This window comes from Pseudoalteromonas sp. SCQQ13, assembly GCF_015864415.1.
Taxonomy (GTDB): Bacteria; Pseudomonadota; Gammaproteobacteria; order Enterobacterales; family Alteromonadaceae; genus Pseudoalteromonas; species Pseudoalteromonas nigrifaciens.
Map to the genome: position 1 here is coordinate 1 of NZ_JADYXG010000012.1, position 19,520 is coordinate 19,520.

Sequence of the window (19,520 nt, forward strand, 5' to 3'; positions counted from 1 at the left end):
TTTTATGCCAGTGCGGAGAAGGTATTTGACCCATCCATTCGCTTTAAACCCGTTGTTGTTCTGACAAATAACGATGGGTGTATTTGTGCCATATGTCCTATTGCTAGAAAGCTTAATATCCCAAAATTTGAGCCTTACTTCAAAATTAGACCCTATTTAGAGCAGCATAATGTCGTCGTGCGCTCTTCAAATTATGAACTCTACGCTGATTTGAGTGAGAGAATGATGACGGTCATTAATCGTTTTTGTGATGACCATTATGTTTATAGTATTGATGAATCGTTTTTACGTTTTACTGGTTTTTCTAAAATCATTAATGACTGGGCTGATTACGGACACACAATACGACGAGCTGTATGGCGCGAGACAGGATTGCCTGTAGGTGTTGGCTTTGGCATTACGCCTACGCTAGCTAAAGCAGCCAACCATGCAGCCAAAAAACTCTCAGGTTATAATGGGGTTGCTGTTATTAATGATGATATCTCACGCCAAGAAGTCCTTATGCGTATGGATGTTACTGATGTCTGGGGTATTGGCTCTCGACTCGGTAGAAAACTTAAGGTCATGGGGATTAAAAGTGCATGGGATTTAGCAAGCCAGAACCCTAAAGAAATGCGACGCATGTTTAGCGTTGTTGTTGAGAGGACCGTAAGTGAACTCAACGGCATCGCCTGTTTAAGTTGGGATGAAGTAAAACAGAATAAAAAAGAAATCTACTCAACGAGAAGTTTCGGCGAAAGAGTAAGTGACTTAAATACATTAAAATCAGCCCTCGTAACACACGCAGCAATTGTTGGCCGCAAACTAAGGAAGCAGCAGTCATTAGCAAAACGACTCGTGATATTCGCTGCAAGCTCGCCACACGAAGACGTGTATTATAAGAAATCTTTGCTCTATGATTTTCCTATACCTACATCAGATACCAGTGTTATAGCCAATGCTGTTTCAGATGTTATTGATGATATTTTTAAGGCTAACACGCGCTTTTATCGCTGCGGTATTGGCGCAATAGAATTAGAAAGTGAGTTATTTCAACAAGCGGATATGTTTTCTGTAAGCAAAGATAACCCAGAAGTAATGGCGTGTTTGGATGCTATAAATAAACGTTATGGGGTCGGCACTTTATCTTTAGGAAGTGAAAAGCTCACAAAATCATGGAACATGAAACGGGCTTTTTTATCGCCCCATTACACAACCCGCTGGTCAGATATTCCAATCATAGATTGTGATTGAGCTGGGTTAGAGCCATCAAATATTGAATGTGATAACAGTGTATTTAGTTTATAAGGTTACAGGAAATCTTTATTGGAATTTCTTAATTAAAACCCTTTTTGCCTTGTGTAGCGCTACAGTATTTTTAATTTAGACCCACTTTAGTTATATCTATGGCTCCTTTCTTCAGGTTAATTCCAGTCGGTAGATATGTATGAAGGTTTATGTTTGGCATAACTGCCAATTTTTCTTTGATAGCTGATTTATATTCTGAATCAGAGTATTTAATTGTTAATTCAATGCTCATCCCTGTTTTTTCCTTGTAGTACCTAACATTTAATAGTGCGCTCATTGCTGCCGACTAAACGCTCATTTATCTACTTTATATAGTTTTAATAAATAACCTAAGGTATTACTATTACTATTTTTTCTTAAGCTTTAAAGTAAAAATAAAAAAACTAATATGCGCGCGTCGCTCATTTTCATTAATATATGCGCAAAGATCAGTTTAACCAATTAATTAACTACTATATTTAGCCAATCCCAATGAACGCTCATCGCTCAAAGCTGTCAAGCTGAGTTACTTTACTATCGGCAATTCATCAATAGTACACATACCAGTTCGATACTTTATAGCCTTGTTGGAACAGCAAAGGCAAATAATCTTGTGGTACATGTCTATATTTCTACTTGCTTAAAGCACATATCTTTGCAGGTTATATAATCTAGGATCACTATTACCTAGGAACGTTAAGTAAGGCTAGGTGTTGTTAGCTAGACCATCAAAAAGGGCCTCTTAGCTATGTAAAGTCTTCCCTTACCTATTAATCGTTAGCTATACGCTTACTAAAATTGCTTTTTAAACTCAATTTAAGTCAGAGGTGTCAAACCCTTGTAGTGTATCTTTTTGATTCTCACTTCAAGTGATTTAATTAGTATGTTTTGATTTTAATCTTCACTGAATAACTCATCAATTGAGACATCAAAGATTTGTGCAAAACGTTTTACCTCTATATCGGTAACTCTTCTAACATTAGATTCGATCTTAGCCAATGTACTACGCGTTATTTCCCACTGTTTAATCTGACATTTAGCGACTAAAACTTCTTGTGTCCATGATTTACTTTCTCTAATTTGCTTTATATTCTTCCCAACAATATTCATTACATCATTTGCTCCGTATACGGAGCTTGATTGTCACAAATAAAATCATTAAAATTGCTCCGCTATCGGAGCGTCGGATTTGTTTAGGGGTTATCTTGAATATAGAACTTTGTGTTGCACAAATAATTAAAGCGCAAAACTTTAATAACTTTACAACCAGTGAAGTCTGTTCATCATACATTACCCTAAAGAATGATCCCTTCTTAGATCCTATCGTTATAAGAAAAAAGTTATATTTTGAACTTTTAAAGTTTGTAAATAAAGGATGGTTAGTTAAGAGAAATACTATTAAAGATGGAACAACACGCTTTAGTAAAACTAAATTATTTGATGGTGAATATTTTGATTCTTTGCAAATCAAACAACCAGTGAAAATAAGCTTTGAAAAAGAAACATATAAAAGTTTAATCGCAAAGCTAAATCATTATAAATCAGAATTGTTATTAAATATCGGTGAGTCAGAAGCATATAAAGACCTGTATTCAGAACATCCCGAACTAGTTGATGAGATTCAACCTCTATTTAATGTAGCTAAAGACAATAATACAAGAATACTAGGAAAGATAAGAGCTATTGAAAGCTTACTTGAGCAAGATAAACCCATAGAGAAGATATGAAATTAAGACAATGGCAAGCGGAATGTATTGATTTAGCTTTAGCTCGATACAGAAGTGGTAATAGCCACTTTTTAGCTTTAGCGACGCCAGGTGCAGGTAAAACTTTGATGGCTTCAGAATTAGCCGATCAGTTATTAAAAAATAATCTCGTAGATCTAGTCGTTTGTTTTTCACCGTCTACCATTGTTGCAATGGACTTTAGTGAAAGTTTGCACTTAAGAACACAAGAGCGTTTTGATGGTTTGATTGGCGCTAAAGGCCGTTCGCTTACCTATCAAAATTTGCAGCATCTGGATACAAGCTTTTGGCACCTGTTTGAGCGATATCGTGTTTTTGTAATATTTGATGAGGTACACCATTGTGCAGGCTCAAATATTGATAACGCGAATGCGTGGGGTGAGAAAATAATTCTTAACATTCAAGAAAAGGCATTATTCACTCTGGCATTAACGGGCACTCCGTGGCGTTCAGATTTGGCTCCTATCGTTCTTTCTAATTATATGCACTCTAGCAATAAAATATCTTGTGATTACATTTACGGGCTTTCTGAGGCCATTAGTGCTGACGTTTGCCGGATTCCTCAGATAATTGCTATTGATAATAATAATATTTCGGTTGTTGGTAAAGAAGAAACAAAAACTTTTGATAGCTTTAGTTCTTTACTGTCGCAATCAATAACTCCTTATCAGGATATTATTGAAAATGAAGTCGTTATTAAATACGTAATATCTTCTGCTCATAAGAAGCTCTCCAGAATTAGATTAATTAACCCAGATGCAGCAGGTTTAGTTGTTGCTTCATCTGTAAAACATGCAAATCAAATATCACAATTAATGAAAGTGAGCTTGAATGAAGCTTCGATAGTTGTAACTTATAAAGAGAAGTGTCCAGCGAATATTATTCAAACCTTTAAGGCTGCGAAAAGTAAATGGATAATTTCAGTGGGAATGATCAGCGAAGGAACTAATATCCCTCGATTACAAGTTTGCTGCCACTTGAGCAATATAAAAACCGAAATGCATTTTAGACAAATTTTGGGGCGAATACTTAGAATGACAGGATCGAAGAATCAAGAAGCCGTTTTTTACATGCCTGCAGAGCCTAAACTGTTGGAGTATGCTTATCGTGTTAAGCAAGACGTTCCATTTGAAGTTGATGTGGTAAAGTTTGAAAAGATAGAATGCGAAGTTCAAGGACAAGCTCTAGATAAAAAGTTAAATTCCGTGACTTTTGACACAACAAGGTCTGTTACTCCTAAAATTGGAATTAATTATATTTTTGATCAACTAGAATGTATGGATGATGTTATTAAACAATCAAATTATTCTAACAAAAATGAAATATTCGAAGAGCATTTCTTGACGCATTCTTATGAGCAAACCATTAATATCTATGGGCGATTTAAGCAGGAATCGATTGCTTTAGGGTTGAGTGAATTGGGAGAATAGTTTTGGTTAGCGCGGGATTTGTAGATAGCTAATCATCCAAAGCCTCAAAATACAAGTGGTCAATTGATTTTGGTATTTGGGGAGTTCTGAGGGCACAATAGGGCACCTAGAAACTTCCTGTAGCCTTCTAAATTCGACTAAAAAACTTAGGCAAAGTCGGCCTAGAGATACCGCGTATACGGCACACCAGACCTGAATTTTTAGTGTCTTCGTAAAGCTCAATCCACTTTAGGAACTGTATAATTTTTTGTTGATAAGGCCGCAATATATTGAAACAATTTCTGTGAATCATACAAGATAGTTTATCAGATACGTTTCCTTTCCAGCTCGGTTACCTTTGATTTTAGGTGCTGAATTTCTTCCATCGCTTCACTGAGTTCTCGAACATATGCTTTAACTTGCTTATCACGATTAGCCGCCAGTTTTATAGCATCATTATATAAATTCTCTAGGTTTCTATATTTAGCGGCAAGTTCCTGTTGTGAATCTAATATTTTTGATTCTACAGCTTTATCAAAGTAACTATACAATTGCCTGTTTTCTATTTCTTTTATTGTAGATTCCAGCTCTGATTTTCTTGTTTCTAGTTCAGGCTTTGAAAGATTACGACCTTGATTTGCTTTGGTACTTATATTATTCCAAGCTTTTTTGAGGCGAATATTCTCCAGCTTAATATGCTCAATCAATTCAGGCATTCGGTCTTCTCTGATATTAGAACGGCCAATATCTAAACGTTTGGCTAGTTGAGCAAGTACTATGGTTCGCTCTGTGGGGGGTAAGTTAGATGCATATCTGGGATTTTCAAATTTAGCTTCAATTTCCTTGATAATATCCAGCGTTGCAAGATAAAGTTTTTCTTGCAACGGTTTTCTTTTTGCCCATTCAGGTATCGATGGTTCCTTTGGTGTTTTAATAAATTTTTCTAGTGAAAATCTAGTCATATCAACCACCCATCGCATCGAGGATTTTTTCGGCTTGATTGATAATTTTTCGAGATGCTTCAACCGCCTTACTTTTAACTTCTTTACCCCACAATTTTTCTTGACCCTCAATCATATTTTGGTGACTTATTGCAGTTCGAATTATCATATCTTTATTACTAACGCTTGATGCTGCAAAATTCACGCATTCCGTGCAGAGTGCGAAACAGCCATTTTCTAACAATGGTGTTTGCGTTTTCCTGTCGTAACATTTTGCTAATGTTCGGGTGTTTTTACGTACTATACAGTAACCGTATTCATGGGCGCTGATGGATTCAAACTCATCTGCAATGGATTCAATAAACTCATGTAACTCTGAATCATCTATTATGGTGGCGTCCATTGCTTTTGCAAGATAACTAACAACCTTTCCAGTCATATCTTTTTTGAAATTGGGGTCGTTTATGACATTGATATTTTCATATGCAATACGCTCTAATATTTCACATAAATACTTACGCTCAATACTTTCTTTAACTTCTTTATTAAGCTTGTTAAATGTATACGTTGTTATAAAATAGCTACCATAGGCGTGCATAAAATGCTTTCTAATCGCTTCTAAAACATTCCCCTCAAAACGGCGTAAGGCAAATTCAGCCCATGTATGACGAAACATATGTGGATGTATATGCTCAACGTCCTCTCTTAATTCAGGGTGCTTTTCAATAGCGTCATTAAACAATGCAATGAGTGTCAATCGGATACCCTCCGAGGTTGAAATCCTAAACTTTTTTGCGGTCAGTTTGTCAGTTTTCTTATCAACACCATCTGAATTAAATGCTCTAAGTAATAAAGGTATTCTATTTTTATCTTTGCGATTACGCTTGGTAATTAAACTACAGCTTACCATGAGTTTTGCAGACTCAAGGGTTAAACCACTTAACTGTCTTGCTTCTGAAATACCATTATTCGTTTTTATTATTTCACTCTTGAACATCCATGTTCCATCTGGACTCTGTTGGTAGTCATCACCACTAATACTTAACAACTCACTAACTCGTATTCCGGTTAAAGCGAGAAAAATGAGAATACAAGCATCGTAAATTTTGTTGCATTGCGAAGATATAGCTTTAGTGCTTAAATCTAAATTCGCATCAATTTCAATATTATACTTTTCAAGTAAACTCTTTATTAACCGACAGTCTTCTTTAGTTTTAACTCGTAGTGTAGCCTCTTTATTTGAGCAAAAATTTAAAAAAGTCCCATTACGCCAAAGATCTTTAATGTTAATTTTTCTTTGTCTAACAAGCGGCATAAACTCAGAGAAAAATAACGTGTGTGGGTCACGAATTACATCAATGGCTCTTTGAACCAGAATTAGGAAAAAAACCATAGGAACTGATTTAACAACCTTATTTACTACCCATTTGTCGTAGTCTATATCTAATCGGTTAAGGATTGGTTTTGCAGCTTCTGTTAAAAAGTCATAAGTAATGTGTTTAGTATAACCATCATCAATACGACCTAATAAATAATGTTCTCTTGTGACATTGATTGTATCGACAAGCCCTTTTAAACTTCCGTAAACGAGTGTTTCTGATTTCAGTTTATCTGACCAGAGGATATTGTTTTCAATAGCATCCTGAAAAAGCTTAACTAAATCTTTCTCTTCCCATAGTGATATAGGTGTTGATGGTTTGTTTTGACTTGCCCAAACAGCAATTCTTAAAAGATTTATGTGCCAATTTTTTACCGTTCCAGTCCTACCTACTAGTGTCTGAGCTTCAATATTATCCCAACCATCTAATATCTCCACAAATGCTTTTTTTGCCCACAACTGCCATTTAGTTTTGATATTATTTCGAGCAAAATTTACTTTCCACACTCTAGGGTTTCCGTTCTCATCACGTTTTATTAGATCCACGCCAACAAGTACATCATTAGTCAGCTTATTTATCGGTGCATCACTATTAATTCTTTCTTGTGCCATTTGTGTATTCATAAACGTTCCTAAATTAATGATTCAAACTGTACATTTAGTGTCTGTGAAAGCATCTTTCCTGCTTTCACAATTGGGCTTGGAAATTGACTCAACACTTTTTCTAAATAGACTCTTTTCGAGGCTGCATTTAGCGCTTTAGAGTAAGAGGGGGTATCATTAAGTAATTTAGGAATTTCATTATTAATATGACTAATTCTTAAATACAAAAGTGCTGCAGTTAATTCATTTGCCACAAAGATAGTTTCTTTTCCATTTTGAATTTCACCGGTTAATCCAATATCAGCTTCTACTTCTTGTAAAATAGCTCTCATATCGTCTTGTACATTTTCACAACCCAATAATTGTTTTGCTTCAATCAAGTTAACCACTTTTGTTTTTTTTAGGTATTGGCCAATCTTTTCTGCATCTTGCTCCATCAGCTCCGCAACCCTAGTTGCAAAATCATAATCAACAGACTTTTTAGGTGCGCGATCATCATAGATTCGACGTCTAGTACTTAAGCTATGTCCTCTCAAACTCGAACTAATATTTGGATCATCTGATGTTAGCGGTTCGTCAGAACCTTTCTCGACAACGGTGAGAGAAGACTCCATGTAGTTACGGCTTTGGCCTATCATACTAATGCTTAGACCAAGGCACCCTTTTTCAGCATTTTTAGACAACACCGCGCTATTATGTTTTATCAGTGCTGATAACCATTGAATAAATGGCTCTGAATCATTCTTTGATACATCGTTGATAAGCTTATTATTTGTAGATGTCCCAGGTGTTACTAACAATTCAAAAAAGCTCCAGTTGGAACTTTTGTATCGACCTATAACTCCTCTACGCTGGGTATTACTGCTTCCTGAATATGGAAATAACAAGTCTCCATCTTTGTTATTTGCCCATTGCTTCCAACTCAAACAGCTGTCTACGTATGCTCTTAATGCTGAGTTAATGAGAGTGTTGTGGCCATATATACCAGAAGCGTAAGTATTTTTTGACCTATTTTTTACATGTTGGATTTGCAACCCGTCTGAATTGAACTCTATATCATTTAAAGTCTGCCGAGCTTGGTTACTTGCTTGTATTCGTTCACTAGCAAAAATACACTGTGCTGCAAAAATTTCTACTTCCGATGGCGCTATCAAATGCCGATACGTGAGTGACTTCATCCAAGTGATAACCATTCTTTGGTTAGTTGCAATATGCTTTGGTAAGCGAATATTACTTACAATCTTAGCTTTCTGTGACTTTAAGCCAAGACCAAACATCCGTTCTATTACTGTTTGACATGTATCTTGCGATAACACTTTCCCTAATTTATGTTTAAACCCAGCAATAACTCTCTCGAACAACATTCCATCATTAGTTTTCAACACGGATTTTAGAAGCACTGTGTAAGCATTTTGAGAAAGTTTAACTTCCTTTATGATATTTTTTGTCAATTTTTTAATATTACCAGCATACAACCGCCCAGCATTTAAAGGAGGAGCATCAACAGGAAAGGTTTTTAGCAAAGCTAATTGCGTTTCAATTTTAGAATCATCTAGTAGTAACTTCCTCTGCCTATCGTGCTCTAGTAAGATCCAAGTGCATGTTATCCTTAAGGATCTAATTAGTTCAGTGTCAGAATATCCTGTATTAAAATACGCAGACATTGACTTTATTGGATTACTTTCTACGGATTGAATTTTTACAGCTTTTGAGAGGTACTGCCAAAACCTTTCTTTGTGAGAACTATCTAACGCATTATCAGTATCTAATGCAGTGTGTCTTATAACTTTTGTTATAAAAAGATTAGAATGACGTATTATAGTTGATCCTGCATTACTACTTTTCAAATATTGGACAAATTCAGATAACACAGAATTTGGTATTCTTTGATCATTGGTGTATTGATACTGTGATAAAAAGTTAAAAAAATATATAACATAACTAGCATAATTAGTTTGTGTGCCCTTCGCATATTTTGCAAAAATTGGGCTACTCAGATATGCCATGAAAATATCACAAAGGACTGAGTTGATCTCATCCGGAACTCTAACACAAGTAGAAAAGCCTCTATTGTCCTCAAAAGTTAATTCGCGAATGCCCTTAGAATAGTGATTATTATTTTTTTCATCTGATAGATGAGTGTTACTGACAGCAATGGAAATGTAATCGCTCATTTTACCTACCTATATTAAACTTTTGACGGAATGTTTGACCAAAGAATGTATTGTTAAGCGATAATTCTTCGATTATCTTTAAACGGTTATTTAAAACTGCATCGTAAAAAATATAGATCTCCGTTGTTTTAGGATTTGAATGCCCCATCCATTGTGTGACAAAGACTCTGGGGTCAATACCTACTTCAACACAGAAGCTAACCATATTTGTTGCATAACAAGCCCTTAATAGATGGTATGAGCGTTCTTCCCAACGTCTATATTCACTTTCAATTAATGTACATGATGAGAGATAGTTATTCTTACATTCCCTAAAAAGTTGCGAGCCGTATGATTTATTCATTAACGGCCTTCCATTTTCAGCACAGAAAATTGAATTAGTAATATGTTTTGCTCTTCCCCAAATGAAATTATAAATCGCTTCAGTTATCTGGGGTCCTAACCTGATAGTTCTTAATTTTTTTCCCTTGCCCCGAACCCCAATTTCAATTGATTGAATTGTGCGTTTGTCTTGTTTAGGTAAAAGCTCACGTAATTTATTAGCATTTAAATTACCATATGAAACTAATTCACCGGATCTGAAACCACCGTAATAACCCAATTTTAAAGCTAACTCATCTCGTTCTTTTAGAAATGGACTTTTCGTTTTGATTGATCCTAAGATAACTTCCTCAAAAGTATTCTTACTCAAATAAGTTCTATGAAGCTTTGTCGTCATCCCATTCAACATTGTTTCAGTGCTTATGTTATCTGCGTAACTGAATGAAAAACAGGATTTTCTACTCATAAATCCATTATCGTAACAAAAAGTATAAAAACGATTGATAGCAGCTATGTGCCGAGTAATAGTTGCCGGTTTAAGACATTTTTTTTGATTAAGGAAGCCATTCAAGTACCCATTCATTTGAGTATCTGTTACAACTTTATAATTATCTATTCCACCTAAGCTCTGATGGAGCATGGAAAAATGACTTCAAATCATTTGCATAACCTCGAGTAGTATTTTCTGATGCTCCTTTGATAGCTTCTTTAAATAAAAACAAACTAGGTTCAAAAAGTGGGACATTGTTTTTACCAACTAAGCAGTAAAAATTTAATTTGCGTGCCCCATACTCGTAATCCCATACTCGCTTAACATTAATCATTTTTATCTCTTAGTGTAATATGTTGACATACATTATCAAAAAAATTTATGTCAACAAATAACTGCTTTATATCAACATTCTAATAAATACACATATCGCAACTAGCAAGTTTGCGCATGCATACAAAGCAATGGCCTTGAGAATAGCTTTTTTTGGTTTTTTTACCACAGCTAGAGCATAAAATTGTGCCGCTAAAAGTAAGCGTTAGCTCTTTACCTATAAATGCATTTAAGTCGACTAAGTGCTCACCCACAGGTAAGTGATATTGTACCGGCTCGGTTAAGCTCGATTTTAATTTACGCAATGTGCCTTGCATCTTTACTTGGCCCCTAAAGATGTTAAAAAGGGGAGTCTAACATTTTTAAATTATATTGGCTGTTTAAGTACTGTAAATAATCGTCATACGCGAGTGGTTTGGCGTAAAGGTATCCTTGTGCGTGATCGGCGTTCATACCTTTAAGTAAGTCGTGAACCTCTTGCGTTTCTACCCCTTCAATAGTAATTGTTGACATCCTCCACCACCTCGCCAAGCGCCTGAACAAGTTCAGGAAAGGAGGGGGATTCCGATTAGTTTAAAACCATCGGGGCCTTGTGATCACTCATAAGGCAAGTTCCTGCTTCAACAAGCTGACTAATGTCAATCTCTCCACAGGCTAGAACGCGATGACCTCGCGCTAAAATATTTAATGCGCCAACATGATCCGCATTATCTTGATAACCGCACTTCGCACATTCAAACTTAGACTGCGTTAATCGGTTATCTTTTGATTGATGACCACACGCCGGACACGTTTGACTGGTATGTTTCGGATCAACAAAAATAACCTGACCGCCGAGCCAATCCTGCTTATATTTCAGCATTTCTTTAAACATTCCCCATCCTTGATTGAGAATGACGCGGTTTAAGCCAGATTTTTGTTTCACCATTTTTCCATGCTGCTCACTGTTGCCTTTGCTGTTTTTCGTCATATTTCTAATTTTAAGATCTTCTAGCACGATGATTGCGTGGCTTTTGCTCAACTGTGTTGAGATCTTATGTAATTTGTCATGACGAATATTGGCAACTTTCGTATGAAATGTTGTGATCTTTGCTTTTAATTTTTTCCAATTACTTGAAAATTTCACTTTTCTAGCAAGTTGCTTCTGTAATCGTTTGATCCTGATTGTCTGTTTACTGGTATCTATCGGCTCCACAAAACTGCCATCAGAAAGGGTAATTAGGTGTTTCACGCCTAAATCTCCCCCAATCATGGCGTTTGATGGGTGCTTAGGTGGTGCTACTTCTTGTTCAACTTGGATTGAAACAAACCAGTGCTTTCCTTTTTGTGAAACAGTGACGTTTTTAGCTTTTCCTAAAATAGCTTGGCTTTTTCTAACATTAACCCAACCGATTTTAGGTAAAAAAATACGTTTCCCATTCTTGTCGATTTTAAAGCCTTGAGGAAAACTAAAGCTATTCACCTCTCCTTTTTTCTTAAAAGTAGGCATCCGTTTGAGTGGTTGGTTTTTATCGAATGCATCTTTAAAGGCGCGTTCAAGCTGTTTTAATGTTTGTTGGATAGTTTGTGCGGGCGATAGTGTTAAAAAGCCATACTCCTCGCTTTTTTTTCCAAAGTTTGGAAAAGAAATCCAACTCTTGGTAGTAGCAAATTTTTTGTTTATTCTGTAACTTAAATAAGTTAATCGCTAAGGCTTTATTCCACAAGAATCGACAATTTCCCGCATATTGCACCATTTTAGCGTTAATATCGGGTGTTGTTTTTAAACGAAATTTATAAGCTTTGCGAATAACCATACTGTTATTATATACAGTATGATTAAAAAGGAACAACCCACTTAGTCGCTTCGCGACTATTGCCTTATATCACCGACCTAAAGGAGCGGTGTATTACGGCAAAAGTTGATAAAAAATATTAATATAAGTATTGCTGCGGCTAGCGCATGATAACGTAACGTTTTAAATTCCAAATTATGCTGTGCTTTTTTTGATCCTTTCAAATAGTGTAGCACTAAAAAAGCGCAGACAAGCTGCGCTTTTGATGTTTACATTTAATAGTAATATTAACCAATAGGTTATATTTAACTATTTTGCTCTCTCGCAATAGCACGATATGCAATATCAGTACGATATTCCATGCCATCCCAGCTGAGTTGCTTTATTAGCTCGTAAGCGCGTTGCTGCGCTTCGGTTACGGTATTACCCAGTGCGGTGGCACATAATACACGTCCGCCCGCAGTTACTACGTCATTACCGTTTTGTTTAGTACCAGCATGAAATACTTTTTCGCCAGCAGGGTAGTCAACCTGTAAACCCGATATAACATCGCCTTTAGGATAATCACCAGGATAGCCTTTAGCGGCCAGTACTACACCAACGGCTGCACGTGGATCAAACTCAATGGTGGTTTTATCCAGTTCAACACGATTAGCCGCTTCAATTAACTCGACTAAGTCTGATTGCAAACGTAGCATCATAGGTTGAGTTTCCGGGTCGCCAAAACGACAGTTATACTCAATTACTTTTGGCGTGCCATCGGTATCTATCATTAAGCCAGCGTATAAAAAGCCTGTGTACGGATGACCCTCGCTCGCCATGCCCTCTACCGTTGGGTAAATCACTTCGTTCATAATACGCTGATGAATTTCATCGGTAACTACTGGCGCAGGTGAATAAGCACCCATACCGCCAGTGTTAGGGCCAGCATCGCCATTGTAAGCGCGTTTATGATCTTGGCTAGTGGCAAATGGTAATACGTTTTTGCCATCTACCATCACAATGAAAGACGCTTCTTCACCTTCTAAAAACTCTTCGATAACTACGCGGCTACCAGCATCACCAAAAGCATTACCCGCAAGCATGTCACGAATAGCATCTTCAGCCTCGGCTTCAGTCATCGCAACAATAACGCCTTTACCTGCGGCTAAACCATCTGCTTTGATTACAATTGGCGCGCCTTTTTCTTTTAAATAAGCAAGGGCAGGGGCAACCTGTTCAAAGGTTTGGTAATCGCCACTAGGGATATTGTGACGCGCTAAAAAGTCTTTAGTAAACGACTTTGAGCCTTCAAGCTGAGCTGCGCCCGCTGTTGGGCCAAATATAGCTAGGCCGTGTTCACGAAACTTATCAACCACACCTAATACTAACGGGATCTCAGGGCCTACAATAGTAAGCTCAACATTATTTTGTTGTGCAAACTGAAGTAAACCGTCTAAGTCGTCAACATTTATTGCAACGTTCTCAAGTTTTGGCTCAAGTGCTGTGCCCGCATTACCAGGGGCTACAAATACTGTGTTTACTTTGGTGTTTTGAGCGGCTTTAAACGCAAGAGCGTGTTCGCGGCCGCCGCTGCCAATGACTAAAACATTCATGGCGAAAAATTCCTATTTAAAGCGGTTTTTTAAATTTCAGCGTCATGCGGTCACTCTCACCAATAGCTTTATATTTATCGGCATCTTGCTCGCCTAAACGTAAGCTTGGTGGTAGCGTCCATACCCCTTTAGGGTGATCGGCTGTATCTTTTGGGTTAGCATTTATTTCACTACTAGCAACTAATTCAAACCCAGCTTGTTTAGCTATTTCAATTACGTAGCTTTGCTTCATGTAACCACTGCTTTTTTGATCGTCATCGGCGCGTGCTTCAGGCAATCTATGCTCCACTACACCTAAGGTGCCACCTGGTTTGAGCGCGGTATAAAAAGATTTAAACGCACTAAGTGCGCCGTCTTTATTTTTACCCATATACCAGTTATGCACATTTCTAAAGGTAAGTACCATATCGGCGCTATTTGCAGGGGCAAGTTCGGTGTGAGTAACAGGAGCAAACTCAGTTACTATTACTTTACTAAAACGTGGGTCTTGCGTTACTTTTTGTTCAAACTCAGAGCGAGAACGCTGATAAAAGCCAGTCGCATCTTTTGGAAAATGCGCGGCGTAAAATTTGCCATTATCTTTGAGTACAGGCGCTAAAATTTCGCTGTACCAACCACCACCGGGCGATATTTCTACCACGCTCATATTCGGCTTTAAGCCAAAAAATGCCAGCGTTTGTGCTGGATGACGAAACTTGTCACGCTCACTGTTTTTAGCAGCGCGCTGCTCATAATTAAGTGCATTAGCAACTAATGAGTTTTCACTGTGGTTATGAGCCAAGCTTGCTGCAGAGCTAAGCGCAATAGTGGCGACAAGTATAGATTTTAAAGCAAATTTCATCATTTTATTCTTCACTGTTAGTTTAATGAACAATCAGAATACGTTAATTGATTGCAAACAAACAGAGCTAAACTCAAACTTCAGTGTTTAGCTCTATAAGTGATTAGTGGCGGAAGTGGCGCATACCAGTAAGTACCATTGCCATGCCAGCTTCGTCTGCTGCGGCAATCACTTCTGCATCACGCATTGAGCCACCTGGCTGAATTACTGCCGTTATGCCAGCGGCTGCAGCTGCGTCAATACCATCACGAAATGGGAAGAATGCATCCGATGCCATAACTGAACCTTTAACTTCAAGGTTTTCATCTGCTGCTTTAATACCGGCAATTTTAGCCGAGTAAACGCGGCTCATTTGGCCCGCGCCTACACCGATTGTCATACCGTCACGGGCATATACAATGGCGTTAGATTTAACAAATTTAGCTACTTTCCAGCAAAATAATAAGTCTTTAAGCTCTTGCTCAGTAGGTTGACGCTTAGATACAACTTTTAAATCGCCTTGCGTTACCATGCCTAAGTCGCGGTCTTGCACTAAAATACCGCCATTAACGCGTTTAATATCTTGGCCTGCGGCTTTACCTGTCCACTGTCCACATACTAATAAACGTACGTTTTGTTTAGCCGAAACAATTTTGGCTGCAGCGTCAGATACGCTAGGAGCAATAATTACTTCCACAAATTGACGCTCAACAATTGCTTCCGCGGTTGCTGCATCTAACTCTTGGTTAAAGGCAATAATGCCACCAAATGCCGACGTAGGGTCGGTTTTAAAAGCACGTTCATATGCTTCAAGAATATTGCTACCGATAGACACGCCACATGGGTTTGCATGTTTTACGATTACACAGGCTGGTACGTCAAATTCTTTAACACACTCAAGCGCAGCATCGGTATCAGCAATGTTGTTGAAAGATAACGCTTTACCTTGCAGCTGAGTTGCTGTTGCTACTGAAGCTTCAACAATATCGTTTTCAACATAGAAAGCCGCGTCTTGATGCGAGTTTTCGCCGTAGCGCATATCTTGCTTTTTAGTGAACTGCATATTGATAGTGCGTGGGAACTTAGTATCTTCGGCGGCTTCCTCTGTGTAATCAGGAACCATTTTACCGAAGTAATTAGCAATCATGCCATCGTACTGAGCGGTGTGCTCGTAGGCTGCTATAGCAAGGTCAAAACGGGTTTTATAGGTAGTAGAACCCTTATTGCTTTGCATTTCGCTGATCACGCGGTCGTAGTCGCTGGCGTTTACCACAATAGTAACGTCTTTATGATTTTTAGCCGCTGCGCGAACCATAGTCGGGCCGCCAATATCTATGTTTTCAATAGCATCTTCAAGGCTGCAGTTTTCTTGAGCGACAGTATTCGCAAAGGGGTATAAGTTAACTACAACAATGTCGATAGCAGAAATATTGTTTTCTGCCATTACGCTTTCATCTTGTCCGCGACGCGCTAAAATGCCGCCGTGAATTTTTGGATGAAGTGTTTTTACGCGGCCATCCATGATTTCTGGGTGACCTGTGTGATCTGATACTTCAGTGACTTTTATGCCGTTATCAGCAAGTAGTTTACAGGTACCGCCAGTTGATAAAATATCAACACCTTGCGCTTCTAATGCGCGGGCAAATTCAACTATACCGGTTTTATCAGACACACTTAATAGTGCGCGACGAATGGGACGATGTGTATCCATTGTAGTTTGATTTCCTCAGTTTATGAGCTAGCTTAGAAGCGGGCATTTTAACTGATAACAACTCAAAAAACGACTTATTAAGGGTGAGCATTTTGCAATTAGCACTTGTAGCAATAATGCAGCTCCTTATGGATTAACTAAGGTTAAACCTTATGTTATGCATTTATTACTAGCATAATTGAGTACTTAACCTAAATTATGCTTAAAAGGTAACGCCAATCTACATGAATAATACTAACGCTTAGTGACACCAACCAACTAAAACATGAGCATTTTAGCTTATTAAATAACTAACTCAGTGCGTTGAAAATAGCTGCTAAAGATAGGTTTACTAGCTGGAAATCAGGTTAAATAGCAGGCATAAAAAAAGCACCCTAAGGTGCTTTTATATAAATTAACGGCCATAAATAGCTATTAATTTATACCCTATGTATTGGCTTAGTAAGCATGCTTACCAGTCAATACAAAAAGTATTAGTTCATGCCGTATTTTTTAAGCTTTTTACGTAAAGTACCACGGTTGATACCTAGTAAAATTGCTGCACGTGTTTGGTTACCACGTGTATACGTCATTACTTCTTCCAGTAATGGCGCTTCTAGCTCTGAAAGAACAAGGTCGTAAACGTCTTGCACATCTTGACCGTTAAGCTGCTTTAAATAGTGGTGAACAGCTTTCTTTACTGCGTCACGTAATGGCTGCGGTTTCTCGTGTGCCTGAACATGAGGGTTAGTGATAAATGGAGAAGTCACGTTTTGTTCGAACATTATTTAATCTCTTTCTTTCTTAGTTAGCTGCTAGTGTTTTAAAGTATTGCTCTAATACGTCAACTTGTGTAAGTGGGTTGTCGATCGTATTAAATACTCGCCTAAACTGACCATCACGGTCATGGGTTTGCAAATACCAAGATACATGCTTACGAGCAATTCGCGCTCCCATTGGCTCACCGTAAAACGTATGGAGATTAGTTAAATGCTCCATTAAAATACTGCGCACCTCTGCAATAGCAGGTGGCTGTAAATGCTCTCCGGTTCGCAAATAGTGGTCTATCTCCCTAAATATCCAAGGGCGACCTTGGGCGGCTCGGCCAATCATAATGGCATCTGCACCCGTATAATCTAATACCTGCTTTGCTTTTTCTGGTGATGTAATATCACCGTTTGCAACCACAGGAATCGACACCGAACGTTTAATGTCCCTAATCGTGGCGTACTCAGCTTCACCCTTGTACATACATGCGCGTGTGCGCCCATGTACGGCAAGTGACGCTATGCCATAACGTTCAGCTATTCTCGCAATCTCTACACCATTACGGTTATCCAGATCCCATCCAGTACGGATTTTAAGTGTTACAGGTATATCAACAGCATTAACGACTGCATCAATAATCTCTTCCACAAGTTCAGGAAACTGTAATAAAGCAGAGCCAGCGAGTTTCTTGTTCACTTTTTTTGCTGGGCACCCCATATTGATATCTATGATTTGTGCACCATTAGCAACATTGAATTGTGCGGCCTGTGCCATAAGTTCAGGATCAGCTCCTGCAATTTGCACCGCGCGTATTCCCGACTCACCGCTGTGATCCATACGGTTCATCGATTTTTCGGTTTTCCAAACATCAGGATTCGATGATAACATTTCAGACACAGCAAGCCCCGCACCTAAGCGGCGACAAAGTTGTCTAAATGGTCTATCTGTAATACCGGCCATAGGCGCGACAATTACGTTATTCTCAAGTTGGTATTTACCGATACGCACTATATTCAATAGGCCTCTTTTCAAGGGGCGCTAAGTTTACGGTTTTTTTAGCAAAAATCAAAGGCTATAAATTGAACAAAAGTAACTTTTTTTTGCCCTTTTCGTATTGACATTTGATAACCGTATGACAAAGCGGTTTATTTGTTTGAAATTTAAGCAGCTTTTATTTTTAGTATAAAATAGAGATAAATTTTATTTTGTAAATAAATGGTAAAGCCTGTTAAATACAGGCTTCAGATGCTTGTTTTAAGTAAAAGCTCTAAATAGCGTTGGGCAGTGCTTATGCTTTTTTAGTGCCACTTACACGGGTCCAATCACCTTCAATAGCAATGTCGTCCAGCTCAATAAAGGGGGCATAAACATCGGCAACCGATTGCGCTTGCTCGGTTAAAATTCCCGACATAGCTATTTTGCCACCGGGTTTTAATAACCCTAAAATAACACTATGTAGTTCACGTAACGGTTGCGCTAAAATATTAGCAACGACTATATCGGCACTAAATTCAGGTTGGTTTTCTGGCAGGTATACTTCTAATTTGTCGGCAACACCATTACGGTTAGCATTATCTAAGCTTGCTTCTAGTGCTTGCGGATCTATATCTATACCAATCATGCGCTCTGCGCCAAGTTTAATAGCAGCAATGCCCAAAATGCCCGAGCCACAACCAAAATCAACCACGGTTTTACCGGTTAAATCTTGGCTTTCTAGCCATTTTAAACATAATGCGGTAGTCGCGTGAGTGCCGGTACCAAATGCAAGGCCTGGGTCGAGTAATACGTTTACTGCATCTGGATCAGGAATATCGCGCCAGCTTGGGCAAATCCAAAGTCTTTCGCCAAATTGGATTGGGTGAAAGTTATCCATCCACTCACGTTCCCAATCTTTGTCTTCAAGTTGTTCTATTTTATATGTTAGATTTTGCGCAACTGATTTATCTGCGTTTAACAGCGCTACAACGCTATCCATATCGTGATTAGCATCAAATAAGCCTATTACCGTAGTATCGGCCCAAAATTGCACAGTGCCTATTTTAGGCTCATAGATAGGCGTGTCTTTGGCGTCAATAAAAGTAACCGATGAACTACCAGCTTCAACTAGTAGATCACTAATTAAATCAGCGTTATCAGCGTTGGCGTTAATACGAATTTGGATCCAAGCCATGTTTATTTCCAGATAAAGGGGGTAAATAGAAAAAAGGCCGCA

General features: G+C 38.1%; 19 protein-coding genes and 1 pseudogene. 3 read left to right on the plus strand and 17 right to left on the minus strand.

Annotated elements, in window-relative coordinates; genetic code table 11:
* The coding region (locus I6F41_RS10980) for a Y-family DNA polymerase (protein WP_197108380.1) at nucleotides 1-1,233 on the plus strand (1,233 nt) is incomplete at its 5' end.
* A 124-nt stretch (nucleotides 1,234-1,357) separates the two neighbouring features.
* Here I6F41_RS10980 and I6F41_RS10985 read toward each other — a convergent pair.
* Nucleotides 1,358-1,519, minus strand: a complete 162-nt coding sequence (locus I6F41_RS10985) for a hypothetical protein (RefSeq protein WP_197108382.1) — start codon at nucleotides 1,517-1,519, stop codon at nucleotides 1,358-1,360.
* A 641-nt stretch (nucleotides 1,520-2,160) separates the two neighbouring features.
* The gene (locus I6F41_RS10990) at nucleotides 2,161-2,376 is read right to left on the minus strand and encodes a helix-turn-helix domain-containing protein (RefSeq protein ID WP_197108384.1); all 216 of its coding nucleotides are present in this window, start codon (nucleotides 2,374-2,376) and stop codon (nucleotides 2,161-2,163) included.
* A gap of 95 nt (nucleotides 2,377-2,471) precedes the next feature.
* Here I6F41_RS10990 and I6F41_RS10995 point away from each other — a divergent pair, with 95 nt between their 5' ends.
* On the plus strand, nucleotides 2,472-2,993 hold the full coding sequence (locus I6F41_RS10995) for a hypothetical protein (protein WP_197108386.1): 522 nt from the start codon (nucleotides 2,472-2,474) through the stop codon (nucleotides 2,991-2,993).
* Nucleotides 2,990-4,441, plus strand: a complete 1,452-nt coding sequence (locus tag I6F41_RS11000; RefSeq protein ID WP_197108388.1) for a DEAD/DEAH box helicase — start codon at nucleotides 2,990-2,992, stop codon at nucleotides 4,439-4,441. The genes I6F41_RS10995 and I6F41_RS11000 overlap by 4 nt, the downstream gene beginning before the upstream one ends.
* Nucleotides 4,442-4,746: 305 nt before the next feature.
* Here the strand turns inward: I6F41_RS11000 and I6F41_RS11005 are convergent, their stop codons facing one another.
* The 15 genes and pseudogenes from I6F41_RS11005 to prmA form a co-directional block, all read right to left on the minus strand.
* Nucleotides 4,747-5,382, minus strand: a complete 636-nt coding sequence (locus I6F41_RS11005; protein ID WP_197108390.1) for a hypothetical protein — start codon at nucleotides 5,380-5,382, stop codon at nucleotides 4,747-4,749.
* Between the two features lies 1 nt (nucleotide 5,383).
* Nucleotides 5,384-7,363: a site-specific integrase gene (locus tag I6F41_RS11010; protein WP_197108392.1), complete on the minus strand. Its 1,980-nt coding sequence runs from the start codon at nucleotides 7,361-7,363 to the stop codon at nucleotides 5,384-5,386.
* A gap of 8 nt (nucleotides 7,364-7,371) precedes the next feature.
* Nucleotides 7,372-9,516, minus strand: coding sequence for a hypothetical protein (locus I6F41_RS11015; RefSeq protein ID WP_197108394.1), 2,145 nt, complete (start codon nucleotides 9,514-9,516; stop codon nucleotides 7,372-7,374).
* Nucleotide 9,517: 1 nt separating this feature from the next.
* Nucleotides 9,518-10,477: a tyrosine-type recombinase/integrase gene (locus tag I6F41_RS11020; RefSeq protein WP_197108396.1), complete on the minus strand. Its 960-nt coding sequence runs from the start codon at nucleotides 10,475-10,477 to the stop codon at nucleotides 9,518-9,520.
* Nucleotides 10,446-10,661, minus strand: a complete 216-nt coding sequence (locus I6F41_RS11025) for a hypothetical protein (RefSeq protein WP_197108398.1) — start codon at nucleotides 10,659-10,661, stop codon at nucleotides 10,446-10,448. The genes I6F41_RS11020 and I6F41_RS11025 overlap by 32 nt, the downstream gene beginning before the upstream one ends.
* Before the next feature lie 85 nt (nucleotides 10,662-10,746).
* Nucleotides 10,747-10,977, minus strand: a pseudogene (locus tag I6F41_RS11030) (DUF2797 domain-containing protein); the annotation flags it as partial.
* Between the two features lie 22 nt (nucleotides 10,978-10,999).
* Nucleotides 11,000-11,173 (minus strand): hypothetical protein, encoded by a 174-nt coding sequence (locus tag I6F41_RS11035; protein ID WP_162010629.1) that lies wholly within the window; start codon nucleotides 11,171-11,173, stop codon nucleotides 11,000-11,002.
* A gap of 55 nt (nucleotides 11,174-11,228) precedes the next feature.
* Complete coding sequence (locus I6F41_RS11040) at nucleotides 11,229-12,290, minus strand: RNA-guided endonuclease InsQ/TnpB family protein (protein WP_442960627.1); 1,062 nt, start codon at nucleotides 12,288-12,290, stop codon at nucleotides 11,229-11,231.
* Nucleotides 12,196-12,456, minus strand: a complete 261-nt coding sequence (locus tag I6F41_RS18195; protein ID WP_197108402.1) for a helix-turn-helix domain-containing protein — start codon at nucleotides 12,454-12,456, stop codon at nucleotides 12,196-12,198. Before I6F41_RS18195 ends, I6F41_RS11040 begins: the two co-directional genes overlap by 95 nt.
* Before the next feature lie 284 nt (nucleotides 12,457-12,740).
* Entirely contained in the window at nucleotides 12,741-14,030 is a 1,290-nt protein-coding gene (gene purD, locus I6F41_RS11050; RefSeq protein WP_011327055.1) for a phosphoribosylamine--glycine ligase, read from the minus strand.
* A 16-nt stretch (nucleotides 14,031-14,046) separates the two neighbouring features.
* Entirely contained in the window at nucleotides 14,047-14,871 is an 825-nt protein-coding gene (locus I6F41_RS11055) for a class I SAM-dependent methyltransferase (RefSeq protein ID WP_089367656.1), read from the minus strand.
* A gap of 103 nt (nucleotides 14,872-14,974) precedes the next feature.
* Nucleotides 14,975-16,561 (minus strand): bifunctional phosphoribosylaminoimidazolecarboxamide formyltransferase/IMP cyclohydrolase, encoded by a 1,587-nt coding sequence (purH, locus tag I6F41_RS11060; protein WP_086996647.1) that lies wholly within the window; start codon nucleotides 16,559-16,561, stop codon nucleotides 14,975-14,977.
* Nucleotides 16,562-17,034: 473 nt separating this feature from the next.
* On the minus strand, nucleotides 17,035-17,325 hold the full coding sequence (gene fis / locus I6F41_RS11065; protein WP_011327058.1) for a DNA-binding transcriptional regulator Fis: 291 nt from the start codon (nucleotides 17,323-17,325) through the stop codon (nucleotides 17,035-17,037).
* Nucleotides 17,326-17,344: 19 nt separating this feature from the next.
* Nucleotides 17,345-18,316, minus strand: coding sequence for a tRNA dihydrouridine synthase DusB (gene dusB / locus I6F41_RS11070; protein ID WP_172459251.1), 972 nt, complete (start codon nucleotides 18,314-18,316; stop codon nucleotides 17,345-17,347).
* Nucleotides 18,317-18,596: 280 nt separating this feature from the next.
* Nucleotides 18,597-19,478, minus strand: a complete 882-nt coding sequence (gene prmA / locus I6F41_RS11075) for a 50S ribosomal protein L11 methyltransferase (RefSeq protein ID WP_182676975.1) — start codon at nucleotides 19,476-19,478, stop codon at nucleotides 18,597-18,599.
* Nucleotides 19,479-19,520 lie beyond the last annotated feature (42 nt).